Below are 509 nucleotides of genomic sequence, written 5' to 3'. Positions count from 1 at the left end.
CTGGTGTATAACCGGTCTGCAATGGAGCGTATCCAGGGTCATATCGACCACGTCATCGGACAAATCGTAGACAACCCAAATATCCGTGTGAATGAGCTGGCATTGGTGACCCCGCAAGAACAGGCACAGATCGTTCAGGTCTGGGGCGATACGGCGGCAGCCTATCCGCAGGATCAAACGCTAAGCAGTCTGTTTGAGCAGCAGGCAGCGAACACGCCGGAGCAAGTGGCGGTGTTGTACGGAGCGGAATCGTTGACCTACGCTGAGCTGAATGAGCGCGCGAACCGTTTGGCTCGGACGCTGCGTGCGGAAGGTGTTGAACCGGATCAGCCCGTGGGCATCCTGGTCCACCGTTCGCTGGACATGATCGTAGGCATCTACGCGATCCTCAAAGCAGGCGGAGCCTACGTGCCGATTGATCCAGAATATCCAGCCGACCGCATCCGCTTTATGCTGGAGGACTCGGGCGCGAAGCTGGTGCTGACGCAATCGCATCTGGCGGAGCAAGC

At 58.3% G+C, this 509-nt stretch carries 1 protein-coding gene; it reads left to right on the top strand.

The window, feature by feature from the left end:
• The coding region (locus G9G53_RS25725; protein WP_165150883.1) for an AMP-binding protein at positions 1 to 509 on the top strand (509 nt) is incomplete at both ends.

The sequence above is a fragment of the Paenibacillus sp. EKM206P genome (assembly GCF_011066155.1).
In the GTDB taxonomy this organism is placed as follows: domain Bacteria; phylum Bacillota; class Bacilli; order Paenibacillales; family Paenibacillaceae; genus Paenibacillus; species Paenibacillus polymyxa_D.
Note: the sequence above shows the minus strand (reverse complement) of the source record. Positions and strands in the feature narration are given on the sequence as shown.